The organism is Mycolicibacterium holsaticum DSM 44478 = JCM 12374 (assembly GCF_019645835.1).
GTDB lineage: Bacteria > Actinomycetota > Actinomycetes > Mycobacteriales > Mycobacteriaceae > Mycobacterium > Mycobacterium holsaticum.
The window spans coordinates 2,936,238-2,952,818 of sequence record NZ_CP080998.1 but is presented as its reverse complement, the minus strand read 5'-3'; the positions used below and the strand labels follow the sequence as shown (position 1 = coordinate 2,952,818).

Annotated in this window: 15 protein-coding genes; 7 read left to right on the top strand and 8 right to left on the bottom strand. The window is 68.5% G+C overall.

The window, feature by feature from the left end; translation table 11 throughout:
• Positions 1 to 12: 12 nt before the first annotated feature.
• Entirely contained in the window at positions 13 to 2,103 is a 2,091-nt protein-coding gene (gene tkt, locus K3U96_RS14245; protein ID WP_220690123.1) for a transketolase, read from the bottom strand.
• Between the two features lie 195 nt (positions 2,104 to 2,298).
• On the opposite strand from tkt, the gene K3U96_RS14240 reads away from it, so the two are divergent.
• The gene (locus K3U96_RS14240) at positions 2,299 to 3,255 is read left to right on the top strand and encodes a heme o synthase (protein WP_372515025.1); all 957 of its coding nucleotides are present in this window, start codon (positions 2,299 to 2,301) and stop codon (positions 3,253 to 3,255) included.
• A 10-nt stretch (positions 3,256 to 3,265) separates the two neighbouring features.
• Here the strand turns inward: K3U96_RS14240 and K3U96_RS14235 are convergent, their stop codons facing one another.
• Positions 3,266 to 4,237 carry a quinone oxidoreductase family protein gene (locus K3U96_RS14235; RefSeq protein ID WP_220690122.1) on the bottom strand — a complete coding sequence of 324 codons (972 nt, stop codon included), beginning with the start codon at positions 4,235 to 4,237 and terminating at the stop codon, positions 3,266 to 3,268.
• Between the two features lie 29 nt (positions 4,238 to 4,266).
• On the opposite strand from K3U96_RS14235, the gene K3U96_RS14230 reads away from it, so the two are divergent.
• Positions 4,267 to 4,962, top strand: coding sequence for a DcsG N-terminal domain-containing protein (locus tag K3U96_RS14230; protein WP_220690121.1), 696 nt, complete (start codon positions 4,267 to 4,269; stop codon positions 4,960 to 4,962).
• On the opposite strand, the gene K3U96_RS14225 is transcribed toward K3U96_RS14230, so the two are convergent.
• From K3U96_RS14225 to K3U96_RS14200, 6 genes are read right to left on the bottom strand one after another with little or no spacing between them, the layout of a single operon-like run.
• Positions 4,912 to 5,862 carry a COX15/CtaA family protein gene (locus tag K3U96_RS14225; RefSeq protein ID WP_220690120.1) on the bottom strand — a complete coding sequence of 317 codons (951 nt, stop codon included), beginning with the start codon at positions 5,860 to 5,862 and terminating at the stop codon, positions 4,912 to 4,914. The genes K3U96_RS14230 and K3U96_RS14225 overlap by 51 nt on opposite strands.
• Positions 5,863 to 5,917: 55 nt before the next feature.
• A complete protein-coding gene (locus K3U96_RS14220; protein WP_230982146.1) occupies positions 5,918 to 6,577 on the bottom strand; it encodes a DUF429 domain-containing protein in 660 nt (219 codons plus the stop codon).
• 32 nt (positions 6,578 to 6,609) lie between these two features.
• Positions 6,610 to 7,389, bottom strand: coding sequence for an ABC transporter permease (locus K3U96_RS14215; RefSeq protein WP_220690118.1), 780 nt, complete (start codon positions 7,387 to 7,389; stop codon positions 6,610 to 6,612).
• Positions 7,386 to 8,330: an ABC transporter ATP-binding protein gene (locus tag K3U96_RS14210; RefSeq protein WP_275080526.1), complete on the bottom strand. Its 945-nt coding sequence runs from the start codon at positions 8,328 to 8,330 to the stop codon at positions 7,386 to 7,388. The genes K3U96_RS14215 and K3U96_RS14210 overlap by 4 nt, the downstream gene beginning before the upstream one ends.
• Positions 8,327 to 10,045, bottom strand: a complete 1,719-nt coding sequence (mptB, locus tag K3U96_RS14205; protein ID WP_220690117.1) for a polyprenol phosphomannose-dependent alpha 1,6 mannosyltransferase MptB — start codon at positions 10,043 to 10,045, stop codon at positions 8,327 to 8,329. Before mptB ends, K3U96_RS14210 begins: the two co-directional genes overlap by 4 nt.
• A gap of 25 nt (positions 10,046 to 10,070) precedes the next feature.
• Positions 10,071 to 11,078: an NADP-dependent oxidoreductase gene (locus tag K3U96_RS14200; protein ID WP_220690116.1), complete on the bottom strand. Its 1,008-nt coding sequence runs from the start codon at positions 11,076 to 11,078 to the stop codon at positions 10,071 to 10,073.
• Between the two features lie 81 nt (positions 11,079 to 11,159).
• Between K3U96_RS14200 and K3U96_RS14195 the strand changes: the two genes are divergently transcribed.
• Genes K3U96_RS14195 through K3U96_RS14175 form a run of 5 tightly spaced genes read left to right on the top strand, consistent with a single transcriptional unit; the run spans position 11,160 to position 16,574 of the window.
• Positions 11,160 to 11,894 (top strand): helix-turn-helix transcriptional regulator, encoded by a 735-nt coding sequence (locus K3U96_RS14195; RefSeq protein ID WP_084223464.1) that lies wholly within the window; start codon positions 11,160 to 11,162, stop codon positions 11,892 to 11,894.
• Complete coding sequence (gene sufB / locus K3U96_RS14190; RefSeq protein ID WP_069406538.1) at positions 11,891 to 13,336, top strand: Fe-S cluster assembly protein SufB; 1,446 nt, start codon at positions 11,891 to 11,893, stop codon at positions 13,334 to 13,336. Before K3U96_RS14195 ends, sufB begins: the two co-directional genes overlap by 4 nt.
• Positions 13,333 to 14,511, top strand: a complete 1,179-nt coding sequence (sufD, locus tag K3U96_RS14185) for a Fe-S cluster assembly protein SufD (RefSeq protein WP_220690115.1) — start codon at positions 13,333 to 13,335, stop codon at positions 14,509 to 14,511. The genes sufB and sufD overlap by 4 nt, the downstream gene beginning before the upstream one ends.
• The gene (gene sufC / locus K3U96_RS14180) at positions 14,512 to 15,279 is read left to right on the top strand and encodes a Fe-S cluster assembly ATPase SufC (RefSeq protein ID WP_069407233.1); all 768 of its coding nucleotides are present in this window, start codon (positions 14,512 to 14,514) and stop codon (positions 15,277 to 15,279) included.
• A 2-nt stretch (positions 15,280 to 15,281) separates the two neighbouring features.
• Positions 15,282 to 16,574: a cysteine desulfurase gene (locus K3U96_RS14175; RefSeq protein ID WP_220690114.1), complete on the top strand. Its 1,293-nt coding sequence runs from the start codon at positions 15,282 to 15,284 to the stop codon at positions 16,572 to 16,574.
• Positions 16,575 to 16,581 lie beyond the last annotated feature (7 nt).

Below are 16,581 nucleotides of genomic sequence, written 5' to 3'. Positions count from 1 at the left end.
CTACCTTTCCGTTCAGTTGTCTAGCGATCGCTCCGCGGCGGCCACCACAGCCTCTGGGGTGAACCCGTATTCGCGGAACAACGTCTTGTAATCGGCGGATTCCCCGTAATGCTCGATCGACACGATCTCGCCGGTATCGCCGACCAATTTGTGCCAGCTCTGCGCGACGGCCGCCTCGACGGCGACGCGGGCCGACACCGCGGGCGGCAGGACGCTGTCGCGGTACTCGACCGGCTGCGCCTCGAACCACTCCACACACGGCATCGACACCACCGTCGCGGTGATGCCCTTGTCCGCCAGGATCTTTTGCGCTGCCACACACAGCTGAAGCTCTGAACCCGTGCCGATCAGCGCCACGTCGGGATGCTCCTCGGGCGCGCCGCCGAGCACGTAACCGCCCCTGGCCACGCCAGCGGCGTCGGTGCCCTCCAGCACCGGGATGCCCTGACGGGTCAGGATCAGGCCGACCGGCCCGCTGTTGGCGCCGCGTTCGATGATCGTGCGCCACGCGTACGCGGTTTCGTTCGGATCGCCGGGGCGCACCACCGAGAGGTTCGGGATGGCCCGCAGCGCCGCGAGGTGTTCGACGGGCTGGTGGGTAGGCCCGTCCTCACCGAGACCGATCGAGTCGTGGGTCCAGACGTAGATCGTGTCGATGTTCATCAACGAGGCCAACCGCACCGCTGCGCGCATGTAGTCGGAGAACTGCAGGAACGTGCCACCGAAGGCGCGGGTCGGGCCGTGCAGCACGATGCCGGACAGGATTGAGCCCATGGCGTGTTCGCGCACGCCGAAGTGCAACACCCGGCCGTACGGGTCCGCGGAGTATTCCTTGGTCGAAATCGACGGTGGGCCAAACGATTTGGCGCCCTTGATGGTGGTGTTGTTGCTACCCGCCAGGTCGGCCGAACCGCCCCACAGCTCGGGCAGCTTCGGCGCGACGTCGTTGAGCACCTGGCCGAACGCCGCGCGGGTGGCGACCTCCTTGGAGCCGGGCTCCCAGTACGTCAGATCGGCGTCCCAGCCGTCGGGCAGTTCCTGGGCCAGCAGCCGGTCCAGCAGCGCCTTGCGCTCCGTTTCCCGCTGCGCCCAGGCGTCGAATTCGCTCTGCCACTTCTCGTGGGCTTCCCTGCCGCGGTCGACGAGTTTGCGGGTGTGCTCGATGACCTCGGGACGCACCTCGAACGACTTCTCCGGGTCGAAGTCGAGGATCTGCTTGATCGCGGCGACCTCGTCCTCGCCGAGCGCAGCGCCGTGGGCCTTGCCGGTGTTCATCAAATTGGGCGCGGGATAGCCGATGATCGTGCGCAGCGCGATGAACGACGGTTTGTCGGTCACCCGTTTCGCCTCGGCGATGGCCTCTTCTATGCCGACGACGTTCTCGCCGCCCTCGACCTCCTGCACGTGCCAGCCGTAGGCGCGGTAGCGGGCGGCGGTGTCCTCCGACAGCGCGATGTTGGTGTCGTCCTCGATCGAAATCTGGTTGTGGTCGTAGAAGACGATCAGGTTGCCCAGCTGCTGGGTGCCCGCCAGCGACGACGCCTCGCTGGTGACGCCCTCCTCGATGTCACCGTCGGAGGCGATCACGTAGACGTAGTGGTCGAACGGGCTGGTGCCCGGTGCGGCGTCGGGGTCGAACAGCCCCCGCTCGTAGCGCGCCGCCATCGCCATCCCCACCGCCGAGGCCAGCCCCTGGCCCAGCGGGCCGGTGGTGATCTCGACACCTTTGGTGTGGCGGAACTCGGGGTGCCCGGGCGTCTTGGACTTGAAGGTGCGCAGCGCCTCGATGTCGGAGAGCTCCAGCCCGAAACCGCCCAGATACAGCTGGATGTAGAGGGTCAGGCTGGAATGCCCGCAGGACAGCACGAAGCGGTCGCGGCCCAGCCAGTGTTCGTCGCTGGGATCGTGGCGCATCTGACGCTGAAACAGCGTGTAGGCCAGGGGAGCCAGGCTCATCGCGGTGCCGGGATGGCCGTTGCCGACCTTCTGCACCGCATCCGCGGCGAGCACCCGCACCGTGTCGACGGCACGCGAGTCGACCTCCGTCCAGTCGTCCGGGTGATTCGGGCGGGTAAGGGCGGAGATCTCTTCGAGGGTGGTCACTAGGCACTCCTGGTCGGGGGTAGGGCACGGCACGCTGCTTGTAAAAACACCCTAGTGCGGGATAGTCATCCGATGCAGGCAGCCGGGGAGGGAACTGCGGAGGACAAGGGCGGGATTAGGCCGCCGTTGGGGCGAGGTCTACCATCGTCTGTAGTAGACGCCGCGCGTTGTCGCCATTTCTAGGGAGTTACCTGCGTGAGCATTCGGGAAGGCCACCTCACCGAGGGGACGCTGGACCGGACGTCGACCGCCACCCGGTTGCGGCGACAGTTCTTCACCAAGGTGCTCGGCTACATCGCGCTGACCAAGCCGCGCGTCATCGAGCTGCTGCTGGTCACCACCATCCCCGCGATGCTGCTGGCGCACCGCGGAAGCGTCGACCCGCTGCTGATCCTCAACACCCTCGTCGGCGGGCTGCTCGCCGCGGCGGGCGCCAACACGCTCAACTGCGTGGCCGACGCCGACATCGACAAGGTGATGAAGCGCACCGAGCGCAGGCCGCTGGCCCGCGCCACCGTGCCGCGCAGCCATGCGCTGGTGTTCGGCCTCGCACTTTCGGTCACCTCGTTCTTCTGGCTGTGGTGGACCACCAACCTGTTGTCGGCCCACCTCGCCGGTGCCACGATCGCGTTCTACGTCCTGGTCTACACCCTGCTGCTCAAGCGCCGCACCTCGCAGAACGTCGTCTGGGGCGGGGCCGCCGGCTGCATGCCGGTGATGATCGGCTGGTCCGCGGTCACCGGCACCATCGAATGGCCCGCGCTGGTCATGTTCGCGATCATCTTCTTCTGGACGCCGCCACACACGTGGGCGCTGGCCATGCGCTACAAGGAGGACTACCGGGCGGCCGGGGTGCCGATGCTGCCCGCGGTGGCCACCGAGCGCCAGGTCACCAAGCAGATCCTCATCTACACCTGGCTGACCGTCGCCGCGACGCTGGCGCTGGCGCTGGCCACCGGATGGCTGTATGCGTCGGTGGCGCTGTTGGCCGGCGCCTGGTTCCTGCTGATGGCCCACCAGCTCAACGCCGGGGTGCGCCGCGGAGAGCCGGTCAAACCGCTGCGGCTGTTCCTGCAGTCCAACAACTACCTTGCCGTGGTGTTCGCCGCACTGGCGATCGACTCGGTGCTCGCGCTGCCGACAGCCTTCTGATCCGCGCCCGTTACGGGATCAGCACCACCGAGCCGACGGTCTTTCGGCCCTCCAGATCACTGTGTGCCACGTGGGCATCCTCGAGCCGGTAGCGCTCGCTGACCGTGACGGTGAGCGTGCCGTTGGCGATGGCCTCGAGCAGTTCCCCTGCGCGCCACGCGAATTCATCGGCAGTCCGGGTGTAGTGCACCAGGGTCGGCCGGGTCAGGAACACCGAGCCCGACGTGTTGAGCAGCTGCGGGTCGAACGGCGGGACCGGTCCGCTGGCCGCGCCGAACAACGCCAGCGTGCCACGCACGGCCAGGCTGGCCAGGCTGGCGTCGAAGGTGGCGGCGCCGACGCCGTCGTAGACGACCGCGACACCGCCGTCGGTGAGGTCCTTGATCTTCGCCCCGAACTCCGCGGGGTCGTCCGGGTACTCCAGCACCTCGACGGCGCCCGCGCTGCGTGACATCTCGGCCTTCTCCGGGGTGGACACCGTGGTGATCACCCTGGCGGCCATGCTGGTCGCCCACTGCGTCAGGATCAGACCGACCCCGCCCGCACCGGCATGCACCAGCACGGCGTCCCCCTGCTGGACCGGGTACGTCGACTTGATCAGGTAGTGCGCAGTCATGCCCTTGAGCAGCGATGCCGCGGCCACCTCCGGGTCGACCGCGTCGGGCACATACGCGCAGAAATCTGCTGCGGCGACGCTGTATTCGGCGTAGGCGCCGTTGGCCTGCGCGGTCACGACGCGGTCACCGACCCTCAGGGCGGCCACGTCGTCGCCGACGGCCGCCACGGTGCCGCACACCTCGTTGCCGACGACGAACGGCGTGTCCCGCGCATAAAGCCCGGAACGAAAGTAGGTGTCCAGGAAGTTCACGCCGATCGCCTCGGCCTTGATCACTACCTCGCCGGGGCCGGGAGCGGGCTGTGGCTTTTCGACGTAGGTGAGGACCTCGGGTCCGCCCGTCTCGGTGATCTCGATAGCGTGCATGCCCCCATCCTCCCAATATCCTTGCGGTTGTGAAGCTGGCCCGCCCCGACGTGTTCCATCCCCGCATCGTTTTGGCGGGCTGTCCGGAGCTGCCCGGGGGCGACGGCGACGACGCCGGGCTGGTCGAGGCGCTGCGCCGACACGGGCTGCACGCCCGCTGGCTGTCCTGGGACGATCCCGCCACCGTGCACGCCGACCTGGTGATCCTGCGTGCCGCCCGCGACTACGGCGACCGCCTCGAGGAGTTTTTGGGCTGGACGCGTCGGGTCCGGCACCTGGTGAACACGCCCGATGCGGTGGCCTGGAACACCGGACGGCGCTATTTACAGGACCTGGCCGACGCGGGCGTTCCGACGGCGGAGCACCCCGGGGTAGAGCGCGGGCAGACCGCGCTGGTGTTCCTGGGCGGCAGGCAGTCGCACGCCTTCACCGGCCGCGCCGAGGCAGAGCCGGATTTCGAAGTGTGGGACGTCGGCCACGCGGCGCTGTCCGCCGCGACCGACCGCCTGCAGATGACGCAGGCCGACCTGCTGTACGCCCGCGTCGACATGGTCGGCGGGCGGACCGACCCGCGCGTGCGGGCACTTGATCTCGTCGCACCGGCCCTGGGTTGGAGGACGCTGGCCCCGTCGACCCGCGCGCGACAGCAACGCGCGTTCGTCGTCGGCGTGGAGTCAGCCCTGGACCGGTTCGGGCTCGGCCCGCTCTCGCATCGACGCCCATAGCGCGGCGGTGGCCGCCGTGCACAACGCGGCACCGGCGACATGCACGGCCACCAGCGCCGCGGGTACGCCGGTGTAGAACTGCACAACACCGACCAGACCCTGCCCGCACACCAGCACCAGCAGCACCGCCAACCGGATGAGCACCGGGCGAGGAGCTTTCACCGCCAGCAGCCCGAAGCCCAGGCCGACCAGCAGCGCCAGATACGCCACCAGAAGCGACGAGTGCATATGCACCAGCGTGGTGATCTCGACTTCGAGGCGCGGAATCGTGCGGGTGACGCTCTTGTCGCCGGCGTGCGGGCCCGCGCCGGTGACCAACGTTCCGGTCAGCAGGACCGCGGCGAGCGTCACGCCGCTGAGAAATGTCAGCTGGCGCAACGGTTTCGGCGCGCGTCGGACGAGGACGCCGTCGTCGGGCTCGCCGATCTTGACGAACAGCAGCACCGAAAGCCAGACCATCGTCATCGACGCCAGCAGATGGATGGCCACCGTCCACCACAGCAGCCCGGTCAGCACCGTGATGCCGCCGATCCCGGCCTGCACGACGGTCGACGCGGGCATCAGCCAGGCGTAAATCAGCACCTCGCGGCGGCGCCGGGCCCTGGTGACCGCGAGCACCGCGAGCGCGGCGGTGATCACCACCAGGAAGGTCACCATCCGGTTGCCGAATTCGACCACCTGGTGCAGCAGGTGCACCTCGGCCACCGGAACCGGGGTGAAGCTGCCGGGGAAACACTGCGGCCACGTCGGACAGCCAAGACCGGACGCGGTGACGCGCACGATCGCTCCGGTGACCGAGATGCCGCCCTGGGTCAGGATGACCAGGAAGGCGATGATGCCCTGCGTCCGCAGGCTGGGTAGCGGCAGCAGATCGACCAGCCGCAGAAAGACGCGTCGCACGCTCCGATCCTAGTCGAGCCCAACTACAGCTCGTAGTAGCGGGTGGAGCCGACGGTCAGTGCCAGATCGCGATCGGTCGGCCGCGATCGCCGGTCTGCGGCGGATCCGGTATGCATACGGCCTGGCCGCGCGCGATCCGCCCGGCGCTCCAGGCCACCGCTGCCGCGTCGAGCACGTCGTCTGCCGGCACCTTCTCGACCGCGGCGCCGAGGTCCTCGGGCACCACGATGCCCGCCTGGTTCAGCACCCGCAGCCGCGCCCGCTGCCCGCGCCAGGTCTTCTTACCGCCGTCCTCGTAGCACAGGCCGAGCCGCTGAAACGACAGCTCGGGATGGACCTCGTGCAGGGCGATGCCGTCGTCGTAAAGTTGGTTTGCTTCAAGGACTTTCGCACGCAGCCCCCAGGCCTGCCTGCTGAGCATCCAGCCCGCCAGGGCCTGGCAGCGGCGCTTGGCCGAGTCGTAGTCGGGCTCGTCGAAGACCGGCCGCGGCGGTGTGATGAACACGCTGGACCCGCGCCGGCCGAGCAGCGCGCGTGCGGCCCGGTCCGCGGCGCGTTCCCCGGACGACGCCAGCCCGAGTGGGATGTCGACGGCGACGACGGCCGCGGCGGGCACCCGTGCGACGAGGTCGCTGATCGACGCGGCGACGTGCGCGCCTGCGAACCTGCCGTCGCGCAGTTGCACGCCGACCCAACCGCCCCGGCAGGCGTCCACGCCCAGCACCGTCGCCACGGCCGGCGCTGGGCTCAGGTGAACCGGAACCACCGCAGCGCGCACAGCGCCGCGACCAGGCCCCACACCGCGAGCACGAGCAGACCGAACCAGTCCACTGACAGGGTCATCGCCCGCGACAGCGCCTCGGTCAGCGCGCCGGACGGGGTCAGCCGGGCCACCCACTGGACCGCCCGCGGCACGATGCCGCCCTCCAGGGTCAGTGCGCCGAGCCCGGCGAAGACGAACCACAGCAGGTTGGCGACCGCCAGCACGATCTCGGCGCGCAGCGTGCCACCCAGCAGCAGCCCCAATGCCGCGAACGCCGCGGTGCCGAGCGCGATGACCGCCGCCCCGAGTGCCAACCCGGCCAGCGCAGGTCGCCAGCCCAGCGCAAAGCCGATGCCGCCCAACACGATCGACTGCAGGAACACCACCGCCACCACGGCCAGCGACTTGCCCGCGATGATGCCCCACACCGGAAGGGCGGTCGCGCCGAGCCGTTTGAGCGCGCCGTACCGGCGGTCGAACGCCACCGCGATCGCCTGCCCGGTGAACGCCGTGGAGATCACAGCGAGTGCCATGATCGCCGGAACGAACGTCGCGGCCCGGTCCGGGCCGAACGACCCCAGCGGCAGCAGGATCAAGCCGACCAGAAGCGTGATCGGGATGAACAACGTCAGCAGCAGTTGTTCGCCGTTGCGCAGCAGCAGCCGAAGCTCGAGGCCGAACTGTGCGGCCAACATCTTCGGCACGGTGGCCGGCCGGGGATCGGGCGAAAATGTCCCTGGGGCAAAACGATTCGTGGTGGTCACGGGCGCAACTCCCTGCCGGTGAGCTCGAGGAACACGTCCTCGAGGCTGCGCTGTTCGACGCGCATATCGGTGGCCAGCACGTTGAGCCGCGCGCACCACGCCGTCACGGTGGCCAGCACCTGCGGGTCGATCGCCCCCTCGACCAGGTACTCGCCTGGTGAGGTTTCGGTGGCCCGGTAGCTCTCCGGCAGCGCCGAGATCAGCAGCGACAGGTCGAGCATGCGCGGCGCGCGGAACCGCAGTTGGTTCTCCGCGCCGCTGCGCATCAGCTCCGCGGGGGTGCCGGTGGCCACCGCCGACCCGTTGTCGATGATCAGGATCCGGTCGGCCAGCTCCTCGGCCTCGGTGAGCTGGTGGGTGGTCAGGACCACCGTCACGCCGTCGCGGCGCAACGCGTCGATCAGCTCCCACACCACGATTCGCGCATGCGCGTCCAGACCGGCGGTCGGCTCGTCGAGGAAGACCAGTTCCGGGCGGCCGACGACCGCGCACGCCAGCGCCAGCCGCTGCTGCTGGCCGCCGGAGAGCCGCCGGTAGGTCGTGCGCGCCGCCTCGGTCAGACCCAGGATCTGCATCAGCCACTGCGGATCAAGGGGGTTGGCGGCGTATGCGGCGACAAGGTCGAGCATCTCGCCGGCGCGGGCCGCGGGATATCCGCCGCCGCCCTGCAGCATCACGCCGATGCGCGCCCGCACCGCGGCATTGTCCTCGAACGGATCCAGCCCGAGGATCTCGATACTCCCGGAGTCGGGTTTGGTGAACCCCTCGCACATCTCCACCGTGGTGGTTTTGCCCGCGCCGTTGGGGCCGAGCAGCGCGAACACCTCGGCGGTGTGCACGTCCAGGTCCAGATTCGACACCGCGGTCGTCGAGCCGTATCGCTTGCTGACTCCGCGCAAGCGCACGGGAGCCGTCGCCGCCCGCGATCCAAGGTGGGTCACGGAGAATCAGCGTAGGCGTCGGGCTTGACCGGTGGTGGCGGCGGTAGCGGGGGCTGGTCGGGCAGCGCGGCCGTCGTGCCGGCCGGCGCCGGTGCGTCGGTGGTCGGCAGTTTGCGCCAGGGCAGGCGGTTGTAAGTGAGCACCATCAGCACCAGCACGGTCACGGTGCTGGCCACCACGGCGAGCAGGATCTGGAAAAGCGTGAACCGGTCGCCGTTGGCGGTGGGCCCGAAGATCCCGACCAGCAGGGTCACCACGATCGTCGTGCTGCGGAAGGCCGGCCGGGTGGCCCACGCCGCGAGGGGGATCACCGCCCACAGCACGTACCACGGCTGCACCACGGGGAAGAGCAACACCGTCATCCCGAGCGCGACGCCGAGCCCGCCGACAGGGTGCAGCTTGCCCCGCAGCACGGCCAGCAGCAGCCAGGTCACCAGGATCGCGATCAGCAGCACGCCGATGCCACGGGTCAGGCCGAGCACCGCGGTGGTGTGATCGCCCAGCCCCAGCAGGATGCCGACCTGGCCGGTGCCCAGGGCCAGCAGCGTGGGCAGCGACATCCAACTGCGCACGACGTTGGCGGTGCCGAGGGTGAACAGCCAGCCGAACCCGAGCCCGCTGGCCCAGCCGATCACCGCCATCACCGCCACGGACACCGCGGCCAGTGCCCCTCCGGACACGAAGAACGCCTTGACCGTGCCGCCCCAGCGGTGCGCCAGCGCCACCGCCACGAAGCCCAGCGCCAGCAGCGACGGCAGCTTCACCTGCGACGACATCGTGATGAGCACGACACCGAGCAGCAGCATCGCCAGCGGTCGCCACCGCACCCAGTCCGCACGGGTGTGCGGCCACGCCAGCGGCCGCGGAAAGAGGTTGGTGGCGGCGTCGACGCCGCGCAGCGCGAACTCCGTGCCGGCCAGCATCAAGCCCAGCATCAGCGCCTCGTTGTGGATGCCGGCGACCAGATGCATGATCAGCAGCGGGTTGGCCGCGCCCAGCCACAGCGCGCTGACCTCGGCCACGCCGCACCGGCGGGCGAGCCGCGGCGTCGCCCACATGATCAGCGCGACGCCGAGCAGCACCACCAGCCGGTGGCAGAGCACCGCGGCGACGATGTTCTCGCCGGTGATCGCGGAAATGCCTTCGCCCAGCCACACGAACAGCGGGCCGTAGGGCGCAGGCGTCTCGCGCCACATCGTCGGCACCGAGAGCGTGAACACGTGATCGAGGCCGAGACCGGTGGCCGGTCCGACCCGGTAGGGGTCGAGGCCTTTGGTGGCGATCGCGCTCTGGGCCAGGTAGGAGTACACGTCGCGGCTGTACATCGGCGGGGCGATCAGCAGCGGCAGCACCCACAGCAGCAGGGTGCGGTCGAGTTGGCTGCGCGACATGCGGCGGTCGCCGAGGACGAAACGGCCCAGCATCAGCCAGGCCAGCGCCATGATCACCGCGCCGGTGGTGGTCATGGTCAGCGACACCGTCTGGATCCGTGACGGCAGGTTGAGCAGCCGCACGCCGAACGTGGGGTCCTGCACCACGGGCCGGGCGCCGACGCCCAGCGCCCCGATGGCCATCAGTACGGTGCCGGTGGCTCCGAATACCCGGGTGCGTCGCAGCGCGATGACCTCGGCGTCGTTGAGTGGTGAGCCCACCGGTCGCTCGTCGGCGTGCCAGCGGGCGATCGACGAGGACAGGGACTTGAGGCGGGCAGCCACCACAGCAGCGTAGCGGCCGGAGCCATCAGAGCTCGACGATCACCTTTCCGGTGTTCCCGCCGCTGAACAACAGGTTGAGCGCGTCCGGGGCGCTCTCGAGGCCCTCGACGATGTGCTCGGAGGACTTGATCTTTCCCTCGGCGATCCAGCCGCCGACTTCCAGCTGCGCGGTCGGAAAGCGGTCGAGGTAGTCCAGCACGATGAACCCCTCCATGCGTCCGCGGCGCACCAGCAGGTTGAGGTAGTTCGACGGGCCCGGCGGCGGGCCGTCGCTGTTGTAGGTCGAGATCGCCCCGCACAGCACGACACGCCCGCGCATCGCGATGTTGGCCAGGCAGTCGTTCAGGATCGATCCGCCGACGTTGTCGAAGTACAGGTCGATACCGTCCGGACAGGTTTCGCGCAGCCGGGCGGCGATATCTTCGTTCTTGTAGTCGATGGCGTCGTCGAACCCGAGTTCGTCGACGATGTGCGCACACTTCTGCGGCCCGCCCGCGATACCGACGACTTTGGCGGCGCCCTTGAGCTTGGCGATCTGGCCTGCGGTGGAGCCGGTCGCACCCGCCGCGCCGGAGACGACGACCACATCACCCGGTTTGAGCCCGCCCACGTCGGTCAGCCCGAAATACGCCGTCATCCCGGTGACGCCGAGCACGCCGATCGCCAGCGGCGCGGGCACGCCGTCGGGCAGCACCCGCATCGCGCGCTCACCGGCGTCCACGACGGCGTAGTCCTGCCAGCCGGTCATGCCGAACACCAGCTGGCCCGGGCGGTAGGCCGCACAGCGGCTCTCGATGACCTCGCCGACGCCGCCGCTGCGGATGACCTCGTCGAGCTGGATCGGCGGGAGATAGCTGGGCACGTCGTCCATCCAGGTGCGGATGGTCGGGTCGATGGACAGATAGCGCACTTTGACCAGGGCCTCGCCATCGGAGATTTCGGGTACTGGTTGACTCTCCATACGGACGGTGGATTCGTTCACCAGACCCGACGGCCGTTGCGCCAGCACCAGACGGCGGTTTTGATCGCTCACCGGGGTGATCTTAGGCACTATCCCGGCGGATAAGGGTGCCCTTGCTTTACATGGGATTTCGAATTCCGTCACAATGGTGTTGTGAAAATCCCTCCGGAGGTCAGCAGCGACCGCCACACCCGTGGCGCGATCGTTCAGATGCTGCTGGAATCCGGACCCATCACCGCAGGTGAAATCGGCGATCGGCTCGGTATTTCCGCCGCAGGCGTGCGCAGACACCTCGATGCGCTGATGGAGGCCGGCGACGCGCAGTCCAGCGCTGCGGCGGCCTGGCAGCACAGCGGGCGCGGTCGCCCCGCCAAGCGGTACCGGCTCACCGCCGCCGGCCGGGCCAAGCTCGGTCACCGCTACGACGACCTGGCCGCGGCGGCGATGCGGCAACTGCGCGAGATCGGCGGTGACGACGCCGTGCGGACGTTCGCGCGACAGCGCATCGACAGCATCCTGGCGGGAGTAACCGGCGGGTCCGATGACGTCGAAACCACCGCGGACCGGGTGGCGGCGGCGCTGACCGAGGCCGGCTACGCCACCACCACGACACCGGTCGCCGGACCGGTGGACGGCATCCAGCTGTGCCAGCACCACTGCCCGGTGTCGCACGTGGCCGAAGAGTTCCCGGAGCTCTGCGAGACCGAACGCGAGGCGTTCGCCGAGGTGCTCGGCACGCACGTGCAGCGGCTGGCCACCATCGTCAACGGCGACTGCGCGTGCACCACGCACGTACCCCTTGCCGAGCAGGGCAAGGCCAAGCCAACGACCCTTCGGCGCACAGCCCGCGCCGAAGCCACTACCAGCAAGCAAGGAGCGTCGAGATGACGACCACCCCCGAGATCCAGAAGGTCGGCGAGCCACTCAGCCAGGAAGAGACGATCGCCTCACTGGGTCGGTACGGCTACGGCTGGGCGGACTCCGACGACGCGGGCGCCGCCGCGCAGCGCGGCCTGTCCGAAGCGGTGGTGCGTGACATCTCGGCGAAGAAGGACGAGCCGGAGTGGATGCTCGAGAGCCGGCTGCGCGCGCTGCGCACGTTCAACAAGAAGCCGATGCCCAACTGGGGTTCCAACCTCGACGGCATCGACTTCGACAACATCAAGTACTTCGTGCGCTCCAGCGAGAAGCAGGCCGCGACGTGGGACGACCTGCCCGAGGACATCCGCAACACCTACGACCGGCTGGGCATCCCCGAGGCGGAGAAGCAGCGCCTGGTGTCCGGGGTGGCCGCCCAGTACGAGTCGGAGGTGGTCTACCACTCGATCCGCGAAGACCTCGAAGCCCAGGGCGTCATCTTCCTGGACACCGACAGCGCGCTGCGCGAGCACCCGGAGATCTTCAAGCAGTACTTCGGCACGGTGATCCCGGCGGGGGACAACAAGTTCTCCGCACTGAACACCGCGGTGTGGTCCGGCGGTTCGTTCATCTACGTCCCGCCCGGTGTGCACGTCGAGATTCCGCTGCAGGCCTACTTCCGGATCAACACCGAGAACATGGGCCAGTTCGAGCGGACGTTGATCATCGTCGACGAAGGTGCCTACGTGCACTACGTGGAGGGCTGCACCGCGCCGATCTACAAGTCCGACTCGCTGCACTCCGCGGTGGTGGAGATCATCGTGAAACCCGGCGGCCGTTGCCGTTACACGACGATCCAGAACTGGTCGAACAACGTCTACAACCTCGTCACCAAGCGTGCCCGCGCAGAGGCTGGCGCGACGATGGAGTGGATCGACGGCAACATCGGCTCGAAGGTCACGATGAAGTACCCGGCCGTGTGGATGACCGGCGAGCACGCCAAGGGCGAGGTGCTTTCGGTCGCGTTCGCCGGCGAGGACCAGCATCAGGACACCGGAGCGAAAATGCTGCACCTGGCGCCGAACACGTCGAGCAACATCGTGTCCAAGTCGGTGGCGCGTGGCGGCGGACGGTCGTCCTACCGCGGTCTGGTTCAGATCAACAAGGGTGCCCACGGGTCCAAGTCCAGCGTGAAATGTGATGCGCTGCTGGTCGATACGATCAGCCGCAGCGACACCTACCCGTATGTCGACATCCGCGAGGACGACGTCACGATGGGCCACGAGGCCACCGTGTCGAAGGTCAGCGAGAACCAGCTCTTCTACCTGATGAGCCGCGGCATGACCGAGGACGAGGCGATGGCCATGGTGGTGCGCGGCTTCGTCGAGCCGATCGCCAAGGAGCTCCCGATGGAGTACGCGCTGGAGCTCAACCGGCTGATCGAGCTGCAGATGGAAGGCGCGGTTGGGTGACGACACACAACTTGACCTCGGCCGTCGAGGGCCAGAACAAGGGGGAGCTGTTCACGTCGTTCGACGTCGACGCCTTCGAGGTGCCCCATGGTCGCGACGAGATCTGGCGGTTCACCCCGCTCAAGCGGCTGCGCGGGCTGCACGACGGCTCTGCGCCCGCCACCGGAAGCGCGCGCATCGACGTGACGCAGCGCCCCGGCGTGACGGTGGAAACCGTGCGGCGCGGCGATCCGCGCTTGGGTGATGGCGGTGTGCCGGCCGACCGGGTTGCCGCACAGGCGTTTTCGTCGTTCAACACCGCGACGATCGTCACCGTCGGGCGCGACACCGCGGTGGACGACCCGATCGACATCGTGGTGACCGGGCCCGGGGAGGGCGCCACGGCATACGGACATCTGCAGGTGCGGGTCGAAGAACTCGCCGAGGCCGTGATCGTGATCGACCAACGCGGCAGCGGAACCTACGCCGACAACATCGAGTTCGTCGTCGGTGACGCCGCGACGCTCAAGGTGGTGGCGATCGCCGACTGGGCCGACGACGCAGTCAACGTCAGCATGCACCACTCCACGCTCGGTAAGGACGCGGTGCTGCGGCACACCGCCGTCACCCTGGGCGGCGACCTGGTCCGGACGACCGGGCGGGTGCGTTACTGCGCGCCCGGCGGGGACGCCGTGCTGCTCGGCCTGTACTTCGCCGACGACGGACAGCACTTCGAGTCCCGTCTGCTCGTCGACCACGCGGAGCCCAACTGCCGCTCGCAGGTGACGTACAAGGGTGCGCTGCAGGGCGATCCGGCATCGGCCAAGCCCGACACCCGCACGGTCTGGATCGGCGACGTGCTGATCCGCGCCGAGGCCAGCGGCACCGACACCTTCGAGACCAACCGCAACCTGGTGCTCACCGACGGCGCGCGCGCCGACTCGGTGCCCAACCTGGAGATCGAGACCGGTGAGATCGCAGGCGCCGGGCATGCCAGTGCGACCGGACGTTTCGATGACGAGCAACTGTTCTATCTGCAGGCCCGCGGCATCCCCGAGGATCAGGCGCGCCGGCTGATCGTGCGCGGGTTCTTCGGCGAAATCATCCAGCAGATAACCGTGCCCGCCGTGCGCGAGCGCCTCACCGACGCCATCGAACACGAACTCGAGCTCACCGAAACATTGCAAGGAAGCTAAATGACCACGCTAGAAATCAAGGACCTGCACGTCAGCGTCGCCGCCACTGAGGCGGCCGACGAGATTCCCATCCTCAAAGGTGTCGACCTCACCGTGAACTCCGGGGAAGTGCACGCGCTGATGGGGCCCAACGGATCCGGTAAGTCGACGCTGTCGTATGCGGTCGCCGGGCACCCGAAGTACACGGTGACGTCCGGTTCGATCACCCTCGACGGCCAGGACGTGCTGGCGATGACCGTCGACGAGCGCGCCCGCGCCGGGCTGTTCCTGGCGATGCAGTATCCCGTCGAGGTGCCCGGGGTGTCGATGTCGAACTTCCTGCGCTCGGCCGCTACCGCCGTGCGCGGTGAGGCTCCGAAGCTGCGGCACTGGGTCAAGGAGGTCAAGGGTGCGATGCAAGCCCTCGACATCGACCCCTCGTTCGCCGAACGCAGTGTCAACGAAGGCTTTTCCGGTGGCGAGAAGAAGCGTCACGAGATCCTGCAGCTGTCGCTGCTGAAGCCCAAGATCGCGATCCTCGACGAGACCGACTCTGGTCTGGACGTCGACGCGTTGCGTGTCGTCAGCGACGGGGTGAACCGGTACGCCGAAGCCGAGGACGGCGGCATCCTGCTCATCACGCACTACACCCGGATCCTGCGCTACATCCAGCCGCAGTTCGTGCACGTGTTCGTCGGTGGGCGCATCGCCGAGTCCGGCGGCCCCGAACTGGCCGACGAGTTGGAAGAGCACGGCTACGAGCGGTTCGCCCAGGCCGTGGAGGCGTAACCGTGACGACCGCGCAGTCTCTGGACGTCACCAGGATCCGGGCCGACTTCCCGATCTTGAAAAAGGTGATGCGCGGCGGAAACACGTTGGCCTATCTGGATTCCGGGGCGACCTCGCAGCGTCCGATGCAGGTGCTCGACGCCGAGCGGGATTTTCTGACCACGTCCTACGGTGCGGTGCATCGCGGCGCGCACCAGTTGATGGAGGAATCGACCGACGCCTACGAGCAGGGCCGCGACGACATCGCGACATTCGTCGGTGCCCACCCCGATGAGCTGGTGTTCACCAAGAACGCGACCGAGGCGCTCAACCTGGTGTCGTATGTGTTCGGCGACGACCGGTTCGAGCGCGCCGTCGGCCCCGGAGACGTCATCGTCACCACCGAGGTGGAGCACCACGCGAACCTGATCCCGTGGCAGGAGTTGGCGCGTCGCACCGGCGCGACGCTCAAGTGGTATCAGGCCACCTCCGAGGGGCCGGAGGCCGGCCGCATCGACCTGGACTCTCTTGCGCTCGACGAACGCGTGAAAATCGTTGCGTTCAGCCATCATTCCAACGTGACCGGTGCCCTGGCACCGGTCGCCGAGGTGGTGGCGCGGGCCAAGGCGGTCGGCGCACTGACGGTGCTGGACGCGTGTCAGTCCGTCCCGCACCAATCGGTGGACTTCGGTGCCCTGGATGTGGACTTCGCGGCCTTCTCCGGACACAAGATGCTCGGCCCTACCGGCATCGGAGTGCTCTACGGGCGGCGCGAACTGCTCGACGCGATGCCGCCGTTTCTCGCCGGCGGTTCCATGATCGAAACCGTCACGATGGAGGGCGCGACGTACGCGCCGCCACCGCAGCGGTTCGAGGCCGGAACGCCGATGACCTCCCAGGTGGTCGGATTGGCCGCCGCCGCGCGCTATCTCACCGAGATCGGGATGGACGCCGTGGAGGCGCACGAGGCGCAGTTGGTCGCCGCTGCGCTCGAGGGCCTTGCCGGTGTCGACGGGGTGCGCATCATCGGACCGATGTCGCTGGAGAACCGCGCGTCCCCGGTGGCGTTCGTGGTCGACGGTGTGCATGCCCACGACGTCGGTCAGGTGCTCGACGACGACGGTGTCGCGGTGCGGGTCGGTCACCACTGCGCGTTTCCACTGCACCGCAAGTTCGGGATCGCCGCAACCGCCCGCGCGTCGTTCGCGCTCTACAACACGATCGACGAGGTCGACCGCCTGGTGGCCGGTGTGCGCCGGGCCGTGGAGTTCTTCGATCCGGCGGGCAGGAGCGCAGCGACCCGGGGATTGGCTTGAGGCCATA

Excerpts from the sequence above, each read along its gene's own strand:
- K3U96_RS14235 (WP_220690122.1), bottom strand. The coding sequence starts at position 4,237 with ATGCACGCTATCGAGATCACCGAGACGGGCGGACCCGAGGTCCTCACC.
- sufB (WP_069406538.1), top strand. The coding sequence starts at position 11,891 with ATGACGACCACCCCCGAGATCCAGAAGGTCGGCGAGCCACTCAGCCAG.
- sufC (WP_069407233.1), top strand. The coding sequence starts at position 14,512 with ATGACCACGCTAGAAATCAAGGACCTGCACGTCAGCGTCGCCGCCACT.